16 protein-coding genes are annotated in these 19,394 nt (G+C 71.7%); 4 read left to right on the top strand and 12 right to left on the bottom strand.

Features of this window, described 5'->3' with window-relative positions; genetic code table 11:
- Positions 1-4 precede the first annotated feature (4 nt).
- The 6 genes from ACFOY2_RS22640 to ACFOY2_RS22615 are packed head-to-tail and all read right to left on the bottom strand — an operon-like array spanning position 5 to position 9,414.
- The gene (locus tag ACFOY2_RS22640; protein ID WP_379530068.1) at positions 5-2,044 is read right to left on the bottom strand and encodes a glycoside hydrolase family 6 protein; all 2,040 of its coding nucleotides are present in this window, start codon (positions 2,042-2,044) and stop codon (positions 5-7) included.
- A gap of 34 nt (positions 2,045-2,078) precedes the next feature.
- Complete coding sequence (locus ACFOY2_RS22635; RefSeq protein WP_379530067.1) at positions 2,079-3,245, bottom strand: M20 metallopeptidase family protein; 1,167 nt, start codon at positions 3,243-3,245, stop codon at positions 2,079-2,081.
- The gene (locus ACFOY2_RS22630; protein WP_379530066.1) at positions 3,242-4,390 is read right to left on the bottom strand and encodes an amidohydrolase family protein; all 1,149 of its coding nucleotides are present in this window, start codon (positions 4,388-4,390) and stop codon (positions 3,242-3,244) included. Before ACFOY2_RS22630 ends, ACFOY2_RS22635 begins: the two co-directional genes overlap by 4 nt.
- Positions 4,380-5,675, bottom strand: a complete 1,296-nt coding sequence (locus ACFOY2_RS22625) for a glutamine synthetase family protein (protein ID WP_379530065.1) — start codon at positions 5,673-5,675, stop codon at positions 4,380-4,382. The genes ACFOY2_RS22630 and ACFOY2_RS22625 overlap by 11 nt, the downstream gene beginning before the upstream one ends.
- A 29-nt stretch (positions 5,676-5,704) precedes the next feature.
- Complete coding sequence (locus ACFOY2_RS22620) at positions 5,705-6,523, bottom strand: carbon-nitrogen hydrolase family protein (protein ID WP_379530064.1); 819 nt, start codon at positions 6,521-6,523, stop codon at positions 5,705-5,707.
- Positions 6,520-9,414 carry an FAD-binding and (Fe-S)-binding domain-containing protein gene (locus ACFOY2_RS22615; RefSeq protein ID WP_379530063.1) on the bottom strand — a complete coding sequence of 965 codons (2,895 nt, stop codon included), beginning with the start codon at positions 9,412-9,414 and terminating at the stop codon, positions 6,520-6,522. The genes ACFOY2_RS22620 and ACFOY2_RS22615 overlap by 4 nt, the downstream gene beginning before the upstream one ends.
- Before the next feature lie 137 nt (positions 9,415-9,551).
- Here ACFOY2_RS22615 and ACFOY2_RS22610 point away from each other — a divergent pair, with 137 nt between their 5' ends.
- Together ACFOY2_RS22610 and ACFOY2_RS22605 are read left to right on the top strand one after the other, a co-directional pair.
- Positions 9,552-10,910 (top strand): MFS transporter, encoded by a 1,359-nt coding sequence (locus ACFOY2_RS22610; RefSeq protein ID WP_379530062.1) that lies wholly within the window; start codon positions 9,552-9,554, stop codon positions 10,908-10,910.
- A 43-nt stretch (positions 10,911-10,953) separates the two neighbouring features.
- Positions 10,954-11,628, top strand: coding sequence for a GntR family transcriptional regulator (locus ACFOY2_RS22605; RefSeq protein WP_379530061.1), 675 nt, complete (start codon positions 10,954-10,956; stop codon positions 11,626-11,628).
- Between the two features lie 39 nt (positions 11,629-11,667).
- Here ACFOY2_RS22605 and ACFOY2_RS22600 read toward each other — a convergent pair whose 3' ends face one another.
- The 3 genes from ACFOY2_RS22600 to ACFOY2_RS22590 form a co-directional block, all read right to left on the bottom strand.
- Positions 11,668-12,291: a vitamin K epoxide reductase family protein gene (locus ACFOY2_RS22600; protein ID WP_379530060.1), complete on the bottom strand. Its 624-nt coding sequence runs from the start codon at positions 12,289-12,291 to the stop codon at positions 11,668-11,670.
- Complete coding sequence (locus tag ACFOY2_RS22595) at positions 12,272-13,012, bottom strand: DsbA family protein (protein WP_379530059.1); 741 nt, start codon at positions 13,010-13,012, stop codon at positions 12,272-12,274. The genes ACFOY2_RS22600 and ACFOY2_RS22595 overlap by 20 nt, the downstream gene beginning before the upstream one ends.
- Positions 13,013-13,184: 172 nt before the next feature.
- Positions 13,185-13,535: a hypothetical protein gene (locus tag ACFOY2_RS22590; RefSeq protein ID WP_379530058.1), complete on the bottom strand. Its 351-nt coding sequence runs from the start codon at positions 13,533-13,535 to the stop codon at positions 13,185-13,187.
- A 536-nt stretch (positions 13,536-14,071) separates the two neighbouring features.
- On the opposite strand from ACFOY2_RS22590, the gene ACFOY2_RS22585 reads away from it, so the two are divergent.
- The gene (locus ACFOY2_RS22585) at positions 14,072-14,836 is read left to right on the top strand and encodes a glycerophosphodiester phosphodiesterase (RefSeq protein ID WP_379530057.1); all 765 of its coding nucleotides are present in this window, start codon (positions 14,072-14,074) and stop codon (positions 14,834-14,836) included.
- Here the strand turns inward: ACFOY2_RS22585 and ACFOY2_RS22580 are convergent.
- The 3 genes from ACFOY2_RS22580 to ACFOY2_RS22570 form a co-directional block, all read right to left on the bottom strand.
- Positions 14,806-16,224, bottom strand: coding sequence for a hypothetical protein (locus ACFOY2_RS22580; RefSeq protein ID WP_379530056.1), 1,419 nt, complete (start codon positions 16,222-16,224; stop codon positions 14,806-14,808). The two genes, ACFOY2_RS22585 and ACFOY2_RS22580, sit on opposite strands and share 31 nt — an antisense overlap.
- 184 nt (positions 16,225-16,408) lie before the next feature.
- Positions 16,409-17,092 (bottom strand): response regulator, encoded by a 684-nt coding sequence (locus ACFOY2_RS22575; protein WP_379530254.1) that lies wholly within the window; start codon positions 17,090-17,092, stop codon positions 16,409-16,411.
- Positions 17,085-18,266 carry a sensor histidine kinase gene (locus tag ACFOY2_RS22570; protein WP_379530055.1) on the bottom strand — a complete coding sequence of 394 codons (1,182 nt, stop codon included), beginning with the start codon at positions 18,264-18,266 and terminating at the stop codon, positions 17,085-17,087. Before ACFOY2_RS22570 ends, ACFOY2_RS22575 begins: the two co-directional genes overlap by 8 nt.
- A gap of 153 nt (positions 18,267-18,419) precedes the next feature.
- Here ACFOY2_RS22570 and ACFOY2_RS22565 point away from each other — a divergent pair, with 153 nt between their 5' ends.
- Positions 18,420-19,394 carry a hypothetical protein gene (locus ACFOY2_RS22565; protein WP_379530054.1) on the top strand — a complete coding sequence of 325 codons (975 nt, stop codon included), beginning with the start codon at positions 18,420-18,422 and terminating at the stop codon, positions 19,392-19,394.

Genomic DNA, 19,394 nt, shown 5'->3' with positions numbered 1-19,394 from the left:
CCGGTCAGGGCGTCAGTGGTGGGACGGCGTTGCGGGCGCGTTCAAGGGCCTGGTCGGGCCACCACTGGCCGGCGGCAGGGGTGACGATGCCGTACGCCGGGTCCGCCGGTCCGAAGGTGCCGCGTGTGCAGCGGCCGTTGGAGTAGCCGGGGGTGTTGAGCCATAACAACGCGTCGGCGAGAGGGGTCCCTGTGCCGGTGGTCGGGCGGGTGCCCGCTCCCCTGCCGGGTGGATTGCACCATTCGTCCGGAGTGGGGAAGCGGCCAGGCGGCGGCTGCCATTCGCCCAGGCCGTTGCGGCTGGTGTCGATGACGAAGTGGGGCAGGCCGGGCGCGTCATCCGGGATCGCGGCGAGCTCTGCCTCACCGCACGAGACGGCCTTCAGATGGACGCACCTGGCCAACTTCGAGGCGTACGTCAGCGACTGCCCGGTCGGGCGGTAGCCGACCGCGTTGACGTAGAAGCCGTCGGCGCGTGCGGCGTTCGCGTTGACCAGCCGTTCGGCCATCTGCGTGAACGCGGGCCAGCCCGGCACGCCGCCGTCGAGGTAGACGGCGGTGCGGGCCAGCCCGGTGAGCGTCTCGACGGCGTAGGAAAGGTCGGCGTAACGCCGCACGGCGGCTTTCCCGTCCTGCGGGCATTCCGGGCTCCCGGGCATCCGGGTCAGGGAGTTCGGTTCCAGGGCGACGACGGCGGGGCGGTCGCCGATGCCCTCGGCGACGGCGTTGATCCACCCTCGGTAGGCGCCGGTGTCGGGGGCGCCGCCGTTCCAGCAGTCGCGGCCCGGGATGTTGTTGGTGACGAACACCGGGACGGTCGCCTGCCGATGCGCCTGTGTGACCGCCTCGCGTACGGTGCGAGTGACGTCCGCGGGCGAGTTGCCGGCCAGCCACATCGATTGGGGGATGCGGGACAGTGCGCGCATGAGCGCGGCGTCGGAGGGCCTGCCCTGCGCGGCCCACGTCCGCGCCTGTCGCGCCGCTTCGGTGTCCGGCTGAGTGTAGAAGCGCACCCCGTCGGCGAGCAGGGGGTTCGCACCGGGAAGTGGCCGTGCGTCCACGGGAGGCGCAGGAGGACGGTTCGCGGTCGTCTGGGAGGTGACGATCGCACCGGCCGCCAGCAGCAGGGTCGCCGTGAGGCCGCCCCACACCAGTCTGCCGTGCCCGCGCCGCACCGGCGGGGCGGGAAGCCGTACCGTCGTGGCTCCGGCCCCGAGCGCGTCCACGAGTTCCTCGGCCGTCGGGCGGGCCGCCGGATCCTTGCTGAGCGCCCGCCGCACCAGCTCGGAGAGCACGCGGTCGAACTCGGGCAGCACAGGGTCCTCGTGGACCACCCGGTACAGCACGTCATGACCGGCCCCGGAACCGAACGGCGGCCGCCCGGCCGCCGCGAACACCATCACGCCGCCCCACGCGAACACGTCGGAGGCGGAGGACGTCGACCCGAGCACCTGCTCGGGAGCCATGAACGCCGGCGTGCCCATCCTGGTGACGGACAGGGTGGTCGAGTCGGCCGTGTACGCCAGGCCGAAGTCGATGACCTTGGGCCCGACGGGCGACAGCAGCACGTTCGACGGCTTGAGGTCGCGGTGGACGACGCCTGCCGCGTGGATCGCACGCAGCGCGACCGCGATGCTCATGGCGAGCCCTTCGAGCTCCGAGCCCGACATCGGGCCCCGCCGACTGACGGCGGCCAGGAGCGTGGGCCCCGGCACGTACTCCGTCACGACGTAGGCGAGGTCGCCGTCGAGGTCGGCCTCGATCACGGCGGCCGTGGAGAAGCGGGCGACCCGCCGCATGGTCATGACCTCGCGGCGGAAGCGCCGCCGGAACGCCGGGTCGGCGGCGAGGTGCTGGTGGATCACCTTGATCGCCACCGGGGTGCGTGCCCGGGTCTCGGCCAGGTACACCACGCCCATCCCGCCCGAGCCGAGTCGCCGGATGACGCGATGGCCGCCGATCAGCGCCGGGTCGCCACCGGGCCTGATCGCCGTCTCGTCGTGCGTAATGCCGTGTGCCATCCGCCCGCCCGTCCCGTTGGACACCTGCTCGGGGGTACGGCTGCCGCGTCGCCCGGGTTCAGATGTACAGGTCTGCGGCGGCCAGGTAGCCGGCGAGCATGGCATGGGCGACGTCGCGGATGCGTTCGTCGGGCGGCAGGAACGTCGGCGAGTGCAGTTGCTCGGTGCCGCCGTGCGTGCCCACGAACAACATCAGTGAGGGCTTGCGCTCCGAGAAGTAGGAGAAGTCGTCCGCGCCCGCGGACCGCAGATCGGAGGCGACCTTCAGCCCGAGCGCGCCGAGCAGCGGCTGGGTGGCGGCGGTCAGCGTCGCGTCGTTGTCGAGCACGGGCTCGCCACGGGTGATCTCGACCTCCGCGGCGCAGCCGTGCGCCGTGGCCACCAGGGTGGCGACGTCCACGAGCCGCTCGTGGACGACCTCGCGGTCGGCCGTGCGCATCGCGCGTATCGTGCCGCGTGCCGTGGCGGAGCCGGGCACGACGTTCGCCGCCGTCCCGGCGGCCAGGGTCGTGACGCTCAGCACGACGGAGGACATGGGGTCGATCTCGCGACTCACCAGGCTCTGGAGGGCGACGACGACGTGGGCCAGCGTGACGACGGGATCGCGCGTGAGATGCGGGTAGGCCGCGTGGCCGCCACGGCCGCGGACCGTCACCGTGAACTCGTCGGCCGAGGCGTTGACGCCGCCGGGCGTGCAGGCGACGGTTCCGGCGGCGAGCAGCGGCTGGACGTGGGCCCCGATGGCCGCCCTGCACTGCTCCCGCTCCAGGATCCCGTCCTCGGCGATGTCCCGCGCGCCGGAGGGATACGTCTCCTCGCGCGGTTGCAGGACGGCGAGCAGCGGGGCGGGGCCGCCCACCCGGTCCACGGCCCGGGCGAGGGCGACCAGCGCGGCCAGGTGCACGTCATGGCCGCAGGCGTGCATGACGCCGGGGTGCTCTGATTCCCAGGGCACGCCGGTCTCCTCGTGCACCGCGAGGGCGTCGAGTTCACCGCGCACGGCGATGGCCGGGCCGGGACCGCCCACGCGGACCACGGCTCCGGTGCCGGCGACCTCGGTGTGGCCGTGACGGCTGGGCAGTGCGGCGAGAACCAGATCGCGGGCCGCGGCTTCGGTGCCGGACAGGTGAGGCCGCGCATGGAGCCGGTGGCGTAGCTCGACGGCGCCGTCCAGCTCCCGTTCGAGCTCGGTCGCGAGCGTGCGGATGGTGTCGCCGGTGCTCATGCGCCGTCCGCCAGGCCATAGACCCGCCGCGCGTTGTCGCGTCCGATCATGCGCGCGACCCGGATCGCGTCGTCGACGGCCCATTCGCCGCTTTCGACCCACGGCGCCAGCGTGCGCAGCATGCCGCGCCGCCACAACAGCGCGCCGAGGTGGTGCAGTTCGGGCGGACCCCAGGCGTCGGAGGAGAAGAGGATCTTGGCGAATGGGGCCAGCTCCAGCGACTCGGCCACCACGGCGTCGGAGCGCATGCCGGTGTAGTTCACGCCGAGTCCGACGTCGAAGTAGACGTGCGGGAAGACCTGGGCCAGATAGCCGGCGTTGCGCTGGAAGGGGTAACAGTGCAGCAGGAGCAGGTCGACTCCGTGCGGCCGCACGCTCTTGATGAACCGGGTGAGCAGCAGCGGGTCGCAGCGGTGCAGTTCCACGTCGGGGTCGCCGTACCCGGCGTGCAACTGGATCGGCAGCCCGCGGTCGACCCCGGACCACAGGCCGAACCGGAGCAGCACCGGGTCGGTGACGCGGACCTCCCCCGTCTTCTCGCACTGCGCCAGCCACTGCCCCGCCGCCGCGGCGACCTCGGCATCGGTCGGCCGCTCTGGGTCGAAGTCGAAGCCGAAGCGGTAGGCGACGATGCTCTTGAGGCCGACCGCGTCGGCTGTCCGCCGGGCGAGGGTCTCGCGGAACCGCTCGGGGAGGTCGGCGGCGGCCACGCCACCGCGCGCCACGTCCTCCAGCACGGCCTCCAGCCGGATGACCTCGTCGACGCGGCGCCCGGAGGCCCGGGCCATGCCGTCGATGCCGAGGATCTCCTCTCCCTTGTAGCCGGTCTCCAGCAGGTAGTGGTCGATTCCCGACGCCGTGAGCAGTCTGCGGGTGACCTCAGCGGTCCCCAGTTCCCCGCGCCTGGCCAGATATGCCTCCGGGGACGCGTGCGGGTCGAGCCCGAGTACCGGCGCGCACCAGCGGCGCACCGCGAATCCGACCTGCGAGTCGAACTGCGTCATCCACGGCGGGATCGGGCGGTCGGACTCGGTGAGCATCAGCTCCAGCCCGGCGCGGTCGACGTCGCCGCGCAGCGCGCCGTGGACGTGGTGGTCCACGAGGGGCAGCTCCTCGATCGCCTCCGTCAGGGAATCAGTAGACATCGGAGACCTTCCGGATGCGTGCGGCGTCGTCCAGGCCGTCGAGTTGCGCGAGTTCGGACCGCTTGACCGACAGATGGGTCGCGAGGAGCCGAGGGTCGAACCACGCCCGGACGACGTCGTCCGCTTCGAGTGCGTCCAGGGCCGCTTCGAGTGATGAGGGGAGGGCGGGGACACCGGCGAGCGCCGATTCGTCGGTGTCCTCCGGCCACACGGCAGGCTCGTCGTAGGCGTGCGTCAGGCCCTCCAGCCCGGCCCGGATGAGGACACCCAGAGCCAGCCAGGGGTTGGCGGTGGCGTCCGCCGCGCGGTACTCGAGGTTGAACTGCGCGGCCGGATCGGCTCCTGCGAGCTGTGTCGTGGGGCAGATCCGCAGCAGCGATTCCCGGTTGCGCTCGGCCAGGAACACCCCGCCGGCGCTCCAGCGGTGGGGCGTCAGCCGGAGGAAGGAGACCGGGCTCGGCGCCGTCCAGGCGGTCAGCGCCGGTGCGTGGCGCAGGATGCCGGCGGAGAACCGGGCGCCGAGCGCCGAGAGCCCGCCAGGACGTGACGGGTCGAACAGGACGGGACGGCCCTCGGCGTCACGCAGACTCAGGTGGACGTGGACGCCGTTGCCCACCCCGTCGGAGGACAGGAGGGGCGAGAAGCTGACCGGCAGACCGCGACGGCGGGCGAGGTCACGCACCAGCTCCTTGAGCAGGACGGCCCGATCGGCGGCGACCATCGCGGTAGCGGGACGCAGGGTGATCTCGAACTGGCCGTCCCCGTATTCCGGGAGCCAGTTCTCCGGTTCCAGCCCGGCCTGTTGCAGGAGCCGTACGAGGTCCGAGCCGAAGGGCTCCGCCTCGCGGAAGCGCCGCAGGGAGAAGGGCCGGCTCGCGGGCAGCCCGCCGAGGACGAACTCGTGCTCCATCGAGGCGACCACCTCGAGCCCGGTGCGCTCGCGCAGCTCCTCGATCGCGCCGCGCAGGAAGGTGCGGGGACAGCAGGGCCAGGGGTCTCCGTCGGGCAGGGTCTGGTCGGCGAGGTAGAGCCGGAGACCGGGAACCTCTCCCTCTGCCGGGATGTCGACCCCGGTGGCCGGATCGGGGATCAGCCGCAGGTCGCCCGTCGAACCGAAGACGTTGTCGGGCGCGATCGGGTCGAACGCGGAGATCGCGAGGTTGGCCGGGACCCATCCGGTGCCGGTGCGCAGAACGGAGCCGTGGTCCGAGGAGGGAACGGCACGCCCACGCACGTGGCCGGCCAGATCGCAGGTCGCGACGAAGACGGTGGCGAGGTCGTCCATGGGGGGCTCCTCGTGCGGTGCCATGGTCCTTATGCCCGGTCGCCGGCGGGCCGGGCGGAGCCGAGCCGTCGCAGGGACAGCAGCGGGAGCCGTTCACGCACCGCGGTGAGGCGGTCCTTGTCCAGCGTGACGACGACCAGGCCGTCATCCTCGTGCAGACCCGCGATCGCCACGCCCATGGGGTCGACGGCCAGCGAGCGGCCGGTGAAGACCGGCGGGGACTGGTTCGCCGACAGGACGTAGCAGGTGTTCTCGACCGCGCGGGCGTGGCAGAAGATCGCGTGGTGGTCCTCCTTGACCGGCCCGGACGTCCACGCGGTGGGATGCAGGATCACCTCGGCGCCGGCGTCGGCGAGGGTGCGGACCAGCTCGGGGAAGCGCAGGTCGAAGCAGGTGACGATGCCGAAGCGCCAGCCGTCGACGTCGAAGACGACACCGAGGTTCTCCTCGGCGACCTCACCGGGGAGAACCTTGTCCGATTCCTTCCAGCCGAGCGCGTCGAACAGGTGGAGCTTGCGGTAGACGGCCAGGATCCCGCCGTCCGGGCCGATGGCGACCTCGACGTTGTAGACCCGCTTCGGGTCCGGGCTCGGCTCGTAGACGCCCACCACGAGCGCCAGTTCGTGTCGCCGGGCGAGCGCCGACAGCGCCTGGACGAATTCGCCGTCGAGCGGCTCTGCGATGTCGGCGAAGGACTCCACGTCCGCCGCCGGGTTGTACATGGCCAGTTCCGGGCAGAGCAGCAGCCGCGCGCCGGCGGCGGCGGCCTCGCCTGCGGCCCGGCGGATGGCCTCCAGATTCTCCGCCTTGTCCTGACTTGCTGTGATTTGAGCGAGGGCGACCTTCATCCTGTTTCTCCTGGGGAGTTCGTGGTGGCGGAGTGTGTCTCGTCATGTGACAGGGCGCGGTGCAGCACTTCGGCCAGGTGGGTGCCGTCGCGCCGGGTGCCCTGCGCGATCTGGGTGCGGCACGAGAAGCCGTCGGCCAGCACGAGCGTGTCCTGGCCTGCCGCTTCGACCGCCGGGTAGAGCTGCCGCTCGGCACAGGACTGGGACACCTCCCAGTGGCCGGGCTCGAACCCGAAGTTCCCTGCCAGCCCGCAACACCCGGCGGTGAGCACCCGGGTGCGGACGCCGAGGCGTTCCAGGACCTCCCGGTCCGGGTCGTAGGACCCCTTCGCCTCCTGGTGGCAGTGCACCTGGGAGATCGCGTCGGTGTCGATCCGGCCGAAGGGCCAGGGCCCTTCGTGCCGCGCGACCAGTTCCGCGAGGGTCACCACCTGGGTCTTCAGGCGGGCGGCGCGGGGATCGTCCGGGAGGAGTTCGTGTGCCTCGTCACGGAGCATGACCGTACAGGACGGTTCGAGCCCGACGATCGGCAGGTTGTCGTCCAGGGCGTCGAGGGAGCGGCGCAGGACGGCCCGTGCGCGGGTCAGCTGACCCGTGGAGTGCCAGGTGAGCCCGCAGCAGACCGGGCCGTCCGGCAACCGGACGTCGTAGCCGAGTGCCTCCAGCACCTCGACGGCGGCCCGGCCGACCTCGGGGGAGTGGTAGCTGGTGAAGGTGTCGGGCCACAACATGACCGAGGGCCTGTCGCCGGAGGGCCGCGGCGCGCGGCGGCGGAACCAGCGCGGGAAGTTCCGGCCGGCGAAGGTGATCAGGTCCCGCCGAGGTTCGGTCCCCGCGGCCCGTTTGGCGAGGGCGGAGATCCACGGCCGGGCCAGCAGCGCGTTGACCAGCCTCGGGACTGCGGGCACCGCCGTCACGAGCCGGGACCAGACGGGCAGCCAGCCGATCGAGTAGTGCGTCCTCGGCCGCAGCCGGCCGGCGTAGTGGTGGTGCAGGAATTCCGACTTGTACGTCGCCATGTCCACGTTCACCGGGCACTCGCCGGCGCACGCCTTGCAGGAAAGGCACAGGTCGAGGGCGTCACGCACCTCGGTCGAGCGCCAGCCGTCCTCGATGTGACCGCCGCGGAGCATCTCGCCCAGGACCCGGGCCCGGCCGCGCGTGGAGTGCACTTCGTCGTGCGTGGCACGGAAGGACGGGCACATCGCCCCGGTCTCGCCGAGCGAGCGGCACGCGCCCACCCCGACACACCGGTTGACGGCGCTCGCGAACGATCCGCCGTCCCGGGCGAGGGCGTGGACGGGCGTGAGCGGCAGGGAAGCGCGCCCTGACCCCGGCCGGATGTCGTCGTCGAGCGGACGGGGGTCGACGACGATCCCGGGGTTGAGCGTGGAGTCCGGGTCGAAGACCGATTTGAACGCGCCGAAGGCGGTCCGCAGCTCCGGCGAGTACATGACCTCCAGCAGTTCGGACCGGGCCCGGCCGTCCCCGTGTTCCCCCGACACGGAACCGCCGTGGGCGGTGACCAGTTGCGCCGCCGCTTCGATGAAGCGCCGGTAGGCGGCGGCCCCGCTCTCCTTCGTGAAGTCAAACGACAACCTCAGATGGACGCATCCCTCGCCGAAGTGGCCGAAGGGGACGCCGCGCAGCCCGTGCTCGGCCATGAGGTCGTAGAGGTCGCGCAGATATCCGGCCAACCGGTCCGGCGGCACCGCGGAGTCCTCCCAGCCCGGCCACGCCGAGCCGCCGTCGGCGCCACGGGTGACGATTCCCGCCCCGGCCTCGCGGATCCACCACAGGTCACGGACCTGCGCCGGGTCGTCGGTGACCAGACGCGTCAGGCCGGAGCACCGGCCGGCCGCGGTGCGCGCCAGCGCGTGCCCGGCGGCGAGGGCCGCGCCCGGCGAGTCGCCGCCGACCTCGCAGTACAGCCAGGCACCGCCCTCGGGGAGCGCGCCTCCCGCGTCGGCCCGGCCGGGCCGCGACCGCAGGGCGGCGAGGAGGTCGTCCGCCATGCCCTCGACGGTCAGGGCGCCCTCGGCAGCCAGGAAGGGGGCGAGTTCGGCCGCGGCGAAGACGTCCGGCAGGCCCAGGACGACCAGGGCCCTGGCCGGGGGCACGGGGACCAGCCGGACCGTCGCCTCCCCGACGAGCCCGCACGTGCCCTCCGTGCCGACCAGGGCCTTGGCCACGTCGAAGCCGCGCTCGGGCAGGAGGTGGTGCAGTCCGAAACCGGAGACCTGCCGGGCGAAGCGGCCCAGTTCGGTGCGCAGCACGCCCAGGTGCCGGTCGCGCAGCCGGGTCAGCCGCAGGTCGGTGTCCGGGTCGCCGCTGCTGCCGCGCCGGGCATCGAGCCATCGTCCGTCCGGGAGCAGCGTGCGCAGCGCCAGAACGTTGTCGGCGGTGGTCCCCCACGCGACGGAGTGCGACCCGCAGGCGTTGTTGCCGATCATCCCGCCGATGGTGCAGCGGGCGTGGGTGGAGGGATCGGGGCCGAACGTCAGGCCGTACGGGGCCGCCGCGGCACGGAGGTCGTCGAGCACCACCCCGGACTGGACCACCGCCGTCCGGGCGTCCGGGTCGAGTGACACGATGCGGTTGAGGTGGCGCGAGGTGTCGACGACGATGCCGTCGCCCATGGCGTTGCCCGCGATGGAGGTGCCGCCGCCCCGTGCCGTGATCGGAATCCCGCAGTCCCGTGCGACGGCGACCACCCGTTCGAGCTCCTCGAACGAGCGGGGCTCGGCGACCGCGGCGGGCACCGCACGGTAGATCGACGCGTCGGAGGTGTAGGCGGCCCGGGTCGTGGCGTCGGTGCGGACGATCTCTCCCAGCTCCGCCCGGAGCCGCCTGCGCAGCGCGGCGCCGGTCGAACCCGTGCGTGTGCTCAATGGAGCGACCCCCTTGAAATTCGGTCAGTCAGGAGTAATCTTCCGGGCCAGTTGCATGTAACGTAGCATGCAACCCCCGTCCCCCCGCAGCTCTCTCGCCGTTCCCGTTCCAAGGGCGCGGTCCAGGAGGCCCCACCATGACATTCCCCTCGCCGCCATCAGCTACGTCCGCCGTCGCGGCACGGACGCACCGCAAGGTCTTCTGGCGCCTGATACCCCTGCTGGCCCTGTGCTACTTCATCGGTTACATCGACCGCGCGAACATCAGCTTCGCCCGCGCAGGATTGACCGAGAGCTTCGGGATGAGCGCCGCCGCCTTCGGTTTCGCGGCGGGGATCTTCTTCCTCGGCTACGCGCTCTTCGAGGTCCCGAGCAACCTGGCGCTGAACAAGTACGGCGCCCGCAAGTGGATCACCCGGATCATGATCAGCTGGGGCGTCATGACGGTCGCCATCGGCTTCGTCACCGGCCCGACCGGGCTGTACATCTTCCGCTTCCTGCTCGGCGTGGCGGAGGCGGGATTCTTCCCCGGCATCATCCTCTACCTGTCCCTGTGGTTCCCCAACGCCATCCGGGCCCGGATGACGGGCATCTTCATGCTCTCCATCCCGATCGCCTCCGCGTTCGGCAGCATCATCAACGGCCAGATCCTGCAGTGGTTCGACGGCACGCTCGGCCTGGAGGGCTGGCGCTGGATGTTCCTGCTGGGCGGCATCGCGGCCGTCATCCTGGGGTTCGTGGTCTACTTCGTCCTCATCGACTCGCCCGAGAAGGCGCGCTGGCTCGACGCCGAGGAGCGCGACTGGCTCGTCACCACGCTGGCGGCCGAACGCGCGGAACGGGCGGAGCGCGCGCCGAGTGGAGCATGGGCGGTCTTCCGCGACAAGCGCGTGCTGCTGCTGGCCCTGATCTACTTCCTGATCCAGTTCGGCGGATACCCGCTGATCTTCTGGATGCCGTCGATCATCGCAGATCTCGGTTCCGGCCTGTCGCCGATGCAGCTCGGCCTCGTGGCGGCGGTCCCGTACACCCTCGCGGGCATCGTGGTCTTCGCCATGGCGCGGCGCTTCTCCCGCCGTGACGACCAGGTGGCCCACATCGTCGTACCGCTCGTGGTCGCGGTGCTGGCGTTCGCCGTCACCATGGCCGTCCTGGGGCACCCGCTGATCGCCTTCGCCGCGATCACGATCGCGACCATGGCCTCCATGCCGGCCACCCCGATGTTCTGGTCGCTGCCCACCTTCTACTTGAGCGGCGTCGCCGCGGCGAGCGGCATCGCCCTGATCAACTCGGTGGGCAGCATCGCCGGCTTCCTGAGTCCCTACGCCTTCGGCTGGATCAAGGACCTCTCGGGCAGTGACACAATCTCCATCGGGGTGCTCGTGCCGGTGAACCTGGCTGCCGCACTGGTGCTGATCGGCTTCCGGATCCATCATCGCCGACGGGCTGCGAGTGCCGCGGAGGGATCTGGACGAATCGCCTCTCCGGCAGACTAGGGCGTCGGGGGTCACCCCAACTCAAGGACGAAGGGCGGCGTACATGGGTGCTGTGCAGCGGCCTCCGAGCAAGACCGACGAGCTGACCATCAAGATCCGGGATGCGATCCGCCGGGGCGAGCTCGCCAGAGGGGCCTTGTACTCCGCCGAGGAACTGGGCCGGCGCTTCGGAGTCTCGCGTACGCCGGTGAGGGAGAGCCTGCTCCGCCTCGCCGACGCGAACCTCGTCAGGATCGAGCGCAACCGGGGCGTGTGGATCGTCGGCAGCACCCCCGACGACGTGCAGGAGATCTTCACGCTCCGCCTCCTGCTCGAACCGCCGGCCACGCGGCGGGCGGCCGGCCTGATGACTCCGTCGGACGTCGCGGCCCTCATGGAGACGCTGGAGCAGATGCGCCGGCGCCGCAACGACCCGGAGGAGTTCTTCGCCGCCGACCGCCGTTTCCACGACCTGATCCTCCGGGCCGCCAAGAACAGCCGGCTGTCGAACTACGTGGCGTCCCTGCGCGACATCATCTCGCTCCAGGGCACACGAACCGTCCCCGCGGCCCGCACGGCCGACCAGATCGTCGTGGAGCACACCGCCGTCGCCGAGGCGCTCGCCGCGGGCGACGGCGGTGCCGCGGCGGACCGGATGCGCTCCCACCTGCTCAGTACCGCCGCCCTGCTTCTCGGCGAGGACAACGACCTCCTGGCCGGGCTGGACTGGCCCGTCTGACCCCGTGTACGGCGAGCCGCCCTTCCTCGTCACGGCCGCTCACAGCAAGGTGCTCCAGTAGGACCAGAAACGCACGCCGATCAGGGTGACGACGGCGAGGAACCAGACGGTGAGCGGCACGGTGTGGTAGTCGGTGAGCGTCCGGGCCAGTGGGAGGTTGCGCGCGACCAGGTTGCGCAGGGTGACGTACCAGAAGATCGGCACCGTCACGGCCCACACGACCATGCAGTACGGGCACAGCGCCCCGATCGTGTAGAGACTCTGGACGATCAGCCAGTGCACCAGCACGACGCCGGCCGTGACACCGACCTGCAGGCCGAGCCAGAACCAGGGCCGGAACCGGGCCCCCGCCAGGAGCGCGGCGCCGACCGTGGTGACGATCGCGAAGCCGGCGATGCCCAGCAGCGGGTTGGGGAAGCCGAAGATCTCGGCCTGCGGCGTACGCATGATCGACCCGCACGACAGCACCGGATTGATGCTGCAGCTCGGCACATAGGCCGGGTTCTCCAGCAGCGCGATCTTCTCGATCGTCAGGACGAACGCGGCGATCAGCCCGACCCCGCCGCCGATCAGCAGCAGCCGGGGCAGAAGGCGTGGGAAAGGCGCTGTCGCGGGGAGGGCGTCGTCCGAGATCGGCACGGTGTTACTGGGCGAGAGCCGCATCGATGGCCGCCTTGAATTCGTCGGAGTCACGGGGTTCGATCTTCTTGCCGTTGAGGAAGAACGTCGGGGTGCCCTGCACGCCCAGCGCCTCGCCGTCGGCGGCGTCCTTCTTCACCCGCGCCAGCGTGGCCGGGTCGTCGTACGCCTTGTCCCAGGCGGCCATGTCCAACCCCAACCCCTGGGCCATCCCGCGGAAGAACGTGTCGGCGGGCGCCTGCTTTTCGGCCCACTGGGTCTGCGTCTGGTACATCTGCTGGTACATCGCATCGAACTTGCCCTGCTGGGCGGACGCCTCCACGGCCCGCGCGGCGCGCTCGGCGTTGAAGTGGCTGCTGATCGGGAAGTAACGGGCGACGAAGGTGACCTTCCCCGCGTACGTCTTGCGTAGCTGCTCCACCACGGGGAAGTAGGCGCGGCAGCCCTCGCATTCGAAATCGAGGAACTCCACGAGCGTCACCTTGCCGTCGGCGGCGGTCTGCAGCCGGTGGCTGTCGGGGCGCACGACCTGCGGGGGACCCGCCGCCGCGTTCGCGCCCGTCCTGTCCGCGCCGGATCCCATGCTGCCGATCGCCAGCCATACGCCTGCCACCACGGCGAACACGCCGATCACGGCGACCGAGGCCATGACGTTCCTCCTGCGGGCCGAACGTCGTTTCTCCTGTTCCCGCATGGCTTCGACCTTGGCCCGCCGGGCGTCGGTCCGATCTTGTTGTTTCGACACCTGTAGCTCCTGTCCTGGTGAAAGTGAATTTCTACGGAATGTAGAAGATGGGGGGTGTTCGCACGTGATCGCGTGGAATTCGTCCGTGCGCGTGGGACCGAGCGAAGGGCAGCAGGAAACGACCCGTGTCAGTCGGGGTGTCAGGACCTACCGATTCGCTCGACTGTTCCTGTCAGCAGCGGAAGACCTGGAGAACGGGAGACAGTGCCCCGCTCTGTTGTCTGCGCGGCCCGTATGGCGGATCCTCGGCCTGCTTGACGGCGACGAGCGCGTGAGTCACGGGCGTGAACGTCACCAAGCCCGATGGGCTCTTGTCCTTGAGGGCTTGATCGGCCTGCTGGCGGTCACGGACCCAGGCGTGGTCGAACGTCTCCTCCGCCTGCGGGCGATGATCGCAGGGGAGTGTCGCACCCGCGGCCACTGGTGCCGGCTCGTTCGCTGAGGAAGCTCCGTTGGACAGGAGCAGGATGGCGAGCAGGGCCAGGGCCAGCGCCGCCAGAGCGCTCTGGGCCGGCTTGGTCACTCGCGCCCTCCCCCTGATCCTCAATGCCGATACGTCGCCGAGAGGATCACACAGTAGTCGGTGTCGGATAAAGCCAACGAAAGGGGCCGGCTGCTCGCTCTGTGTCGCTTGTTCAGCTGAACATTTATTCAAATGTTTAAGCGCACCGTGACGTGTCAACTACTCATTGTAGAAGTTGGCAGCTCTGATGCCAGCACCTGGCCATCCCGTTCGCCTGGTTCCCAGCCGGATAGAGCGACTCATCCAGGAGGGCAACGCGCATGACGATCCCGCACCGATTCCCCATCACCAATGGCCTGGCCACCACCCTCAAAGGATCGCCGAGCCTGACTGGCTCCGTCCCCGCGGGGACGCCTCGCGGTGCCTGCTACCTGCTCCCCGCCGCCCGGTCCTGCACCACCGGATAGTCGATGAGCCTCTCCCACCGTTCCCGGCCGCGCGAACCGGCCGGGAACCGCCTTCACACCGTGTCGTCCGCCCCGCGCGTATGGCAGGCGATCGTCCGTCGGCCGGCTGCCGTGCACTGGCCATTGCGCATGGTGTTTTCGCTGGTGCTGCCGGTGTTCGTGCTCACCGGCCCGACGCTGCCGGCCGGTGCGGCGAGCGGACGCTGCCGAGTGCCGGCCCTCATAGCCCACCGCGGCTATCCGCCATCGGGATCGGAGAACACCCTCACCTCACTGCGCCGGGCCGTGGCGGCCGGCGCCCACCGCCTGGAGATCGACATCCGCTTCAGCCGTGATCATCACCCGGTGCTGATGCACGACGCCACGGTCGATCGCACCACCGACGGCAGCGGCCGGGTCGCGGCTCTGACGCTGGCCCGGCTGCGTGCTCTGCGCGGCGCCGACCGGCTCCCGCCACCCACCCTGGATGAGGCGCTGAAGCTCCTGCGCGGCCACGTCACACAGGTGCTGATCGATCTCAAAGTCGTGCCCGACAGTGCCGACCGCCGTCGGCTGGCCGCGGCCTACGCCCGTCATCGGGCCTACCGCTGGGCGCCGCTGATGTCGTTTCAGCCCGAGGCGCTGAAGCGGATGGTCCTCCCGCCGCGGTCGCGAGGGCTGCTGGCCCGTTCTGCTCCGCCCCCCTCGCTCGCCCGCCGCTACGCCTTCGTGGCGGTTCGCGACGACCAGCTCACCCGATCCCGGGTGCGCGCCTACCAGGCTGCCGGCGTGCCGGTTTACGCCTGGACGCCCAACACCTATTCAGCCTGGCGGCGCCTGGCCCGCGATGGCGTCGACGGCATCGTCACCGACAAAAGCGTCGGCTACCGCAAATGGGCCGGCACCATCTGCTGACGGACACCCACGGCGGGGGCGGGGATGACGGCGCGCACCTTGCCGCCCGCGCTGTGTTGGGGCGGCTCGGCCGCGCGCTCGATCCGCACGTGGCCGAGGCGGTGGCGGGTCAGCAGTTCGCTGAGCCGGGTCTCAGTGGTGTGCCACAGGGTCTCGGGGTCGACGCCGGACGCCGGGAGCAGTCGCAGCCGCAGCGCGGCGGGGCCGGTCTGGACGATCTGGAACAACTCCAGGCCGGGCACCGCCTCCAGCAGTGTGGCCAGCGGCAGCGGGGCCAAGGTGACCGGCGTCCCGTCCGGGCCGGCGAAGGTGAGCAGGTCGGCGGCGCGCCCCTGAACGCGCAGGGCAGGGCCGGGGCTGCCGCACGGGCACGGGTCGGGCCGCATGACGACCGCGTCGCCCAGGTCGTAGCGCAGGATCGGCTGGACGTGGTTGGCCAGGTTGGTCAGCAGCACGGTGTGGGAGGGCTCGCCCGGCGGCACGGGACGGTACTGCTCATCGACCGGTTCGACGATGGCCCAGTCGGCGTTGACGTGCAACCAGCCCGCGGCGCAGCCGTAGCTGAGGAACGGACATTCGTTGGCGGCGTAGCTGGTGCGCACCTTCGCCCCGCCCAGGGCGCGGCTGATGCGTGCGTGCTCCGGGAGCGGCAGGCCCTCGGCGGTCAGGATGACCAGGGCCGGGTTGATGCGCAGCCGTCCGGCTTCGGCCGCTCCGGCCAGCAGGGCGCCGACGCTGGCGTACGGCGCGAGCACCGCCGGGCGGAAGGCGTTCAGCGCCTCGACCAGTTCCTCCAGCGGCTGGTGCACGCTGAAGGCGGCCGCGCGGGAGCGGCCGCGCAGCCGGGCGGCCGCCACCGTGGAGGCGAAATGCCCGCCCTCGGGCACGACCAGCGCCATGCGCCCGCCCCCGGCCGCGATCCGGGCGACGTCCTGGACGGTCAGCCAGCCGGTCAGCATGCGTGCCATCATCGCGCCGGTCACTGCGGCCGCATGGGCGTCCTGCAGGAAGATGCCGTGCGTGCCGGTGGTGCCGGAGGTCGTGGTCAGCGTGTAGCGGCCGGCGAAGGGACGGCCGATCGTGGCGGGGTCGTCGGCGAAGGCGCGCGCCTTGTCCAGGGTGACGGCGGGGTCGGTGACCCAGTCGTCGAAGGCGGCCATCAGCCGGCTCTTGTCGGTGACCGGCAACGCGGCCGGCTCGCCGACTCCGGCGGGCACGCCCCGCTCCTTGTAGAGGTCGCGGTAGTAGGGCGAGTGGGTGCGCGCGTGCGCGACGAGCGCGGCCAGCCGGGCCCGCTGCCGACCGGCCATCACCCGCCGGCCGCCCCGCTTGGCCGCCCAGGCGTCGGCCAGCATCCGCATGGCCGACAACTTCGCTGCGAGTGTCATCGCCTTGCCTGCCTGTCCTGGCTCGCCGAGACACAGCGGCCACCATCAGAATCAATCGCCATACTACGATGATATCTTGATTTCGTCATGCATATATAAGGCCGCCGTCGCCCACGCCACGGCCCGGCGCGTCCTGGCCGATCATTAAGCTCCTGGGACGTCTTCGGGGCCAGCCGCGCGGGCCCTATGAGGCGTCGTGGACGACCAGGGCCAGCTGGACGCGGTTGTCCAGGCCCGCCTTGGTCAGGATGCGGGAGATGTAGCCCTTGACCGTGCCCACGCTCATGTGCAGCTCGCCGGCGATGACGGCGTTGGTCTTGCCCTGGCCGACCGCGAGTGCCACCTCCCGCTCGCGGTCACTGAGCGCCGACAGCACCCGCCGGGCGTCGGCCTGCCGCTGGTCGTCCTCCTCGGGAAGCAAGTGGGCGATCAGCCGCCGGGTGACGCTCGGCGACAGGCTGGGCTCGCCGGCGGCGACGCGCCGGATCGCCTCGACGATTCCCTCGGGGGGCGTGTCCTTCAGCAGGAACCCGCTGGCTCCCGCGCGCAGCGCACGGAACACGTGCTCGTCGGCGTCGAACGTGGTCAGGATGATGACCTCCGGCGCGTCCCGGCGGGCGCGCAGCCTGCGGGTCGCGTCGATGCCGTCGACGCCGGCCATCCGGATGTCCATCAGCACCACGTCGGGGGAGTGCTCGCCGACCGCGGCCTGGACCTGCGCGCCGTCGGCCACCGCGCCCACCACCTGGAGGGCGGGCGCGCCCTTGAGCATCAGCGTCAGCCCGGCGCGGACGAGCGCGTCGTCGTCGACGATGAGCACCCGGATCGCGGCCGACGCACCCCCGGGCCCGCTCACCGGCTCACGCATGGGGTCGCTCACGTGGCCATGGTAGCCGCGCCGCCAGCCGGAACCCGGCGTCGTCGGTGTGTCCCCGCTCCAGGCGTCCGCCCGCCAGCGAGACCCGTTCCTCCAGCCCGGCCAGTCCGGCTCCGGCCCCGGTCGTGGCCAGCCCCGTCGCCTCCCGTCCGGCGGGCAGCGGGTTGCGCACCTCGATCGTCAGCTCGCCGCCGGCCGCGCCGGAGACCACGACGGTGACGGGCCGGCCGGGCGCGTGCTTGCGCGCGTTGGTCAGCCCCTCCTGCACGACGCGGTACGCGGTGCGCCGGGTCGTCTCCGGCAGGTCGGCGAAGCGTACGTCGTGCTCGTGCAGCTCGATGCGCATCCCGGCCCGCCGCGACTCCTCCACCAGTGGTGCGAGCCCGGTCAGCGGGAGCTCGGCCGACGGGCTCTCACGCAGCACGGAGATGACCGCGCGCAACTCCTGCAGGGCCTCGTGGACGTTGGTCCGGATCACCCCGGCCGCCTCGGCGACCTCGTCCGGCCTGGCGCCGGCGTTGAACTCCAGCGCCCCGGCGTGCACCGCCAGCAGCGACAGCCGGTGGGCGAGCACGTCGTGCATCTCGCGGGCGATGCCGAGACGTTCGGCGCGGCGGGCCTCCTCCGCGCGCTGCCGCTGGTCGGCTTCGGCGCGGCGGGCCCGTTCCGCCAGTGACGCCAGCAGCTCCCGCCGGGTCCTGGCCAGGATGCCCCAGCCGGTGATCGCCCCGCCGAACAGCACGGCGACCAGCGCCCACACCGGGTACGGCGCCAGCCCGGGCGGACGCCAGGCGAACCTGATCAGCGTCGCCGCCACCCAGGCCACTCCCACCGCGACGGCCGTGGGCGGTCGCCGGTAAAGCGCCGCGACGAGCGTGGCGATCCCCGCGGCCACCGACGCGGCAGCGGCCGGGATCGACAGTGCGATGACGGCCAGCGAGGCGGCCACCGGCCACCGCCGGCACAACCACATCCCCACGCACGCCAGGGCCCCGCCGGCTACGTCGGCCCACAGGTACCAGCCGGGCGTCCCCGGGACGAGATCCCCCCAGACCACCCCGACGGCCCCGGCCATGGCGAGCACGACGCCGCCGGCCCCGACCGCCCAGTCACGCCGCGACCGCCCCGACCCCGGTTGCCCGTCCCGGCCTTGTGCTGCGAACACAACCGCAGATCGTATCCGCCGGTCTTCTGCCTGGTAAGCAACCAAGGTCCCCCGCCATGACAACCAAAGTCACCACCCGGGAGCGACAGAAGAGGCCACGGAGCGGCCTGACGGCAGCAGCGCGCCGCGCCCGTCGCGGGGGACCGTGGGCGCATGGACACCTCACGAGCACGCGGCCGGTGGGCCGCGCTCCTGCTGGCCGGGCTCACCCCGGTCGTCGCCGAGCTCACGCTCGGCAATCCGCCCCTCCGCCAGGCGTGGCTGCTACTGCTGTGGATGCCGATCTACGGCGCCGGCACCGTACTGATCCGCGAGCTGGTACGCCGTGCCGGCCGGGGCTGGGCCGCGATCCTGCTGCTCGGGGCGGCGTACGGGATCGTGGAGGAGGGGCTGGCGTTGCAGGCGCTCACCAGCCCGACCATCTACGGCGTGGCAGACTGGGCGCCCAGGATCCTCGGCCTCAACAGCGCCTACACCGAGCTGAACATCCCCTACCACGCGGTCTTCAGCGTGGCGCTGCCGATCCTGCTGGTGGATCTCATCGTCCCGGCTCTTCGCCATCGGCCCTATCTGGGGCGCACCGGGCTGGTCGTGGCGGGGGTGGTGTTCGTGCTGGGCGCCCTGGTGCTGCGGTGGACGACGGCCTTCATCGACCCCGGCTACCAGGTGCCGCCGGCGGCGCTGGCGGCGTTCGTACTGGCGATCGCGGTGCTCGCGGTGCTCGCGCTGCGGTTCGTCCCCCGCCCTCCGGCCGTCGTGCCCCGGACGATTCCCGCGCCGCCGGTCGTCGCGTGCCTGGCCGGGGTGGTGGCGTTCGGATATCTCGCGCTGCTGTTCCCCTTCGGCGGCGCCCGGCACCCGGCCTTCACCCAAGGCGGCTGGGTGGTGGTCCCGATGGTGGCGGCCGTGCTCCTGGCGGTGGCGGCAGGGGTGCTGCTGCGCAGGTGGACGGCGCACGGCGGGTGGCGCGACCGGCACAGCCTGGCGCTGGCCAGTGGGGCGCTCGTGGCGCACACCGCGTTCGGGGTGATCGCCAACGGCGAGAACACCACCGACCGCGTGTCGCTGGCCGCGCTCGGACTCGTCATGATCGGCCTGCTGGCCCTGCTCGCCCGGCGTACGCGGTGA

Source organism: Nonomuraea purpurea (assembly GCF_042650645.1).
GTDB lineage: Bacteria > Actinomycetota > Actinomycetes > Streptosporangiales > Streptosporangiaceae > Nonomuraea > Nonomuraea purpurea.
Note: the sequence above shows the minus strand (reverse complement) of the source record. Positions and strands in the feature narration are given on the sequence as shown.

What these genes read in the sequence shown, in the direction of transcription:
- ACFOY2_RS22635 (WP_379530067.1), bottom strand. Translation starts at nt 3,245, where the DNA reads ATGAGCACCGGCGACACCATCCGCACGCTCGCGACCGAGCTCGAACGG.
- ACFOY2_RS22630 (WP_379530066.1), bottom strand. Translation starts at nt 4,390, where the DNA reads ATGTCTACTGATTCCCTGACGGAGGCGATCGAGGAGCTGCCCCTCGTG.
- ACFOY2_RS22625 (WP_379530065.1), bottom strand. Translation starts at nt 5,675, where the DNA reads ATGGACGACCTCGCCACCGTCTTCGTCGCGACCTGCGATCTGGCCGGC.
- ACFOY2_RS22620 (WP_379530064.1), bottom strand. Translation starts at nt 6,523, where the DNA reads ATGAAGGTCGCCCTCGCTCAAATCACAGCAAGTCAGGACAAGGCGGAG.
- ACFOY2_RS22610 (WP_379530062.1), top strand. Translation starts at nt 9,552, where the DNA reads ATGACATTCCCCTCGCCGCCATCAGCTACGTCCGCCGTCGCGGCACGG.
- ACFOY2_RS22605 (WP_379530061.1), top strand. Translation starts at nt 10,954, where the DNA reads ATGGGTGCTGTGCAGCGGCCTCCGAGCAAGACCGACGAGCTGACCATC.
- ACFOY2_RS22600 (WP_379530060.1), bottom strand. Translation starts at nt 12,291, where the DNA reads ATGCGGCTCTCGCCCAGTAACACCGTGCCGATCTCGGACGACGCCCTC.
- ACFOY2_RS22585 (WP_379530057.1), top strand. Translation starts at nt 14,072, where the DNA reads ATGGTGTTTTCGCTGGTGCTGCCGGTGTTCGTGCTCACCGGCCCGACG.
- ACFOY2_RS22580 (WP_379530056.1), bottom strand. Translation starts at nt 16,224, where the DNA reads ATGACACTCGCAGCGAAGTTGTCGGCCATGCGGATGCTGGCCGACGCC.
- ACFOY2_RS22575 (WP_379530254.1), bottom strand. Translation starts at nt 17,092, where the DNA reads ATGCGTGAGCCGGTGAGCGGGCCCGGGGGTGCGTCGGCCGCGATCCGG.
- ACFOY2_RS22565 (WP_379530054.1), top strand. Translation starts at nt 18,420, where the DNA reads ATGGACACCTCACGAGCACGCGGCCGGTGGGCCGCGCTCCTGCTGGCC.